This is a genomic window from Streptomyces tricolor, assembly GCF_002155905.1.
In the GTDB taxonomy this organism is placed as follows: domain Bacteria; phylum Actinomycetota; class Actinomycetes; order Streptomycetales; family Streptomycetaceae; genus Streptomyces; species Streptomyces tricolor.
Window position 1 is genome coordinate 1 of the sequence record NZ_MUMF01000911.1, and the last position, 2189, is coordinate 2189.

The following is a 2189-nucleotide window of genomic DNA, read 5'->3' on the forward strand; positions in this document are numbered from 1 at the left end:
CCCCGCCGGCGGGGCGGAAGCGCAGGGGCAGCCAGTTGGGCAGGTTGACCATGTCCTCGTTCTCGATCCGGCGCCCGGCGATCTCGGAGGTGAGCCGGTTGTAGCAGCCGGCCGCGTAGGTGCCCGGGTAGTGGATCTCGTCCGCGGTGCACTCGGGCAGGGCGCCGCGCGTGGCGAAGTAGCCGTTGCCGAGGGTGCACAGCGACTCCCGCAGGCGTTCCTCCGCCGGCCGGTACCCCTCGTACTCCCAGGTGGGCCCGTCCACCGTCAGCCCTCGGACAGCAGGCCGGCGAGGATCCGGTCGGGGGTGAGGGGGAGGTCGCGGAAGCGGATGCCGGTGGCGTGGTGGACGGCGTTGCCGACGGCGGCGGCGGTGCCGACGATGCCGATCTCGCCGATGCCCTTGCTGCCCATGGGGTTGAGGTGGGGGTCGTCCTCGTCGATCCAGTGGGCCTCGACGTCCGGCACGTCGGCGTGCGCGGGCACGTGGTAGGAGGCGAGGTCGGCCTCGGCGAAGTCACCGAACGCGGGGTCCAGGGTGCTGTGTTCGGTGAGGGCCATGCCGAGGCCCATGACCATGGCGCCGGTGAACTGGGAGCGCGCGGTGCGGGCGTTGAGGATCCGGCCGGCGGCGAAGACGCCCAGCAGCCGGCGGACCCGGATCTCGCCGGTGACGGTGTCGACGGCGACCTCGGCGAAGTGCGCGCCGAACGCGTGCCGCGCGTAGGGGCTGTCGGCGTCGGCCGTGCCGGCGGTGTCGGCGCGGGCCTCGATCCCCTCGGCGGGCAGCGGGCCGCCGAGCCGTGCGGTGAGCGCGGTGCACGCCTCGTGCACGGCCCAGCCCCAGGAGGCGGTGCCCATGGAGCCGCCGGCCAGCCAGGCCGGGGGCAGGTCGGTGTGTCCGATCTCGGTGCGGACCCGGTCCAGGGGGACGCCGAGGGCGTCGGCGGCGATCTGGGCGAGGACGGTGCGGGCGCCGGTGCCGATGTCGGTGGCGTTGGTCCGGACGACGAAGGTGCCGTCGGGCAGGGCCCGGGCGGTCGCGGTGGCGGGGACGGCCGCGGCGGGGTAGGTGGCAGCGGCGACGCCGGTGCCGAGGAGCAGCGGGCCCTCGCGGCGGACGCCGGGGCGCGGGTCGCGGCCGTCCCAGCCGAAGCGGCGGGCGCCCTCGCGCAGGCACTCCACGAGGTGCCGGCTGCTGAACGGCTTGCCGCTGCCCGGCTCCCGGTCGGGTTCGTTGCGCAGGCGCAGCTCGACGGGGTCCAGGCCGAGCGCGTCGGCGAGTTCGTCCACGGCCGACTCCAATGCGTACATGCCGGGCGCCTCGCCGGGGGCGCGCATCCAGGAGGGGCTGGGCACGTCCAGCGGGACCACGCGGTGGGTGCTGAGCAGGGCGGGGGTGGCGTACATGACCCGCGAGGGGACGGCGGCCTGTTCCACGAACTCCCGCACCCGGGAGGTGTGGGTGGTCGCCTCGTGCAGGACGGCGGTGAGCCTGCCGTCGGCGTGCGCGCCGAGGCGCAGCCGCTGGCGGGTGGGGGCGCGGTGGCCGACGGTGGTCGGCAGGTACCGGCGCGGGTAGGCCAGGGTGACGGGGCGGCCGGTGCGCCGGGCGGCCATGGCGGCGAGGACGACGTCGGGGCGCGGGGTGCCCTTGGAGCCGAAGCCGCCGCCGACGTGCTCGCAGACGACGGTGACCTGCTCCTCGGGCAGCTGGAACAGCTGCGCGAGCACGGAGCGGACGGTGCCGCCGCCCTGGCTGGAGGTGTACACGGTGAGCCGGTCGCCGTCCCAGTGGGCGGTGCTGGTGTGCGGCTCCATGGGGTGGTTGTGCAGCGGCGGCACCCGGTAGACGGTGTCGATCCGGACCTCGGCGGAGGCGAAGGCGGCCTCCGGGTCGCCCTGCTCGACGCGGCCCGGATAGCCGGCGTTGGCCTCCTGGGGTTCGTAGGCGCCCGGGTGGTCCTCGGTGAAGCCGGTGTCGGGGGGAGCGGGGTCGTAGCCGACCCGGACCGCGCGGGCGGCGGCGCGGGCGGTCTCCAGGGTGTCGGCGACGGCCAGGGCGACGCACCAGCCCCGGTGCGGCACCTCCGGGTTCTGCAGCACGGCGAGCGTGCCGTCCTCGGGCTCGGCGAGCCGGGGTGCGTCGTCGGGGGTGAGGACGGCGAGGACGCCGGGCAGGGCGAGGG

1 protein-coding gene and 1 pseudogene are annotated in these 2189 nt (G+C 76.2%); both read right to left on the bottom strand.

What is annotated here, in order from left to right; all coding sequences use genetic code 11:
• Positions 1 to 265: pseudogene (locus tag CCN44_RS41405) on the bottom strand (glycoside hydrolase family 65 protein); the annotation flags it as partial.
• 2 nt (positions 266 to 267) lie between these two features.
• Positions 268 to 2189, bottom strand: a 1922-nt coding sequence (locus CCN44_RS41410) for a xanthine dehydrogenase family protein molybdopterin-binding subunit (protein WP_107502180.1), incomplete at its 5' end; no start/stop codon positions are given.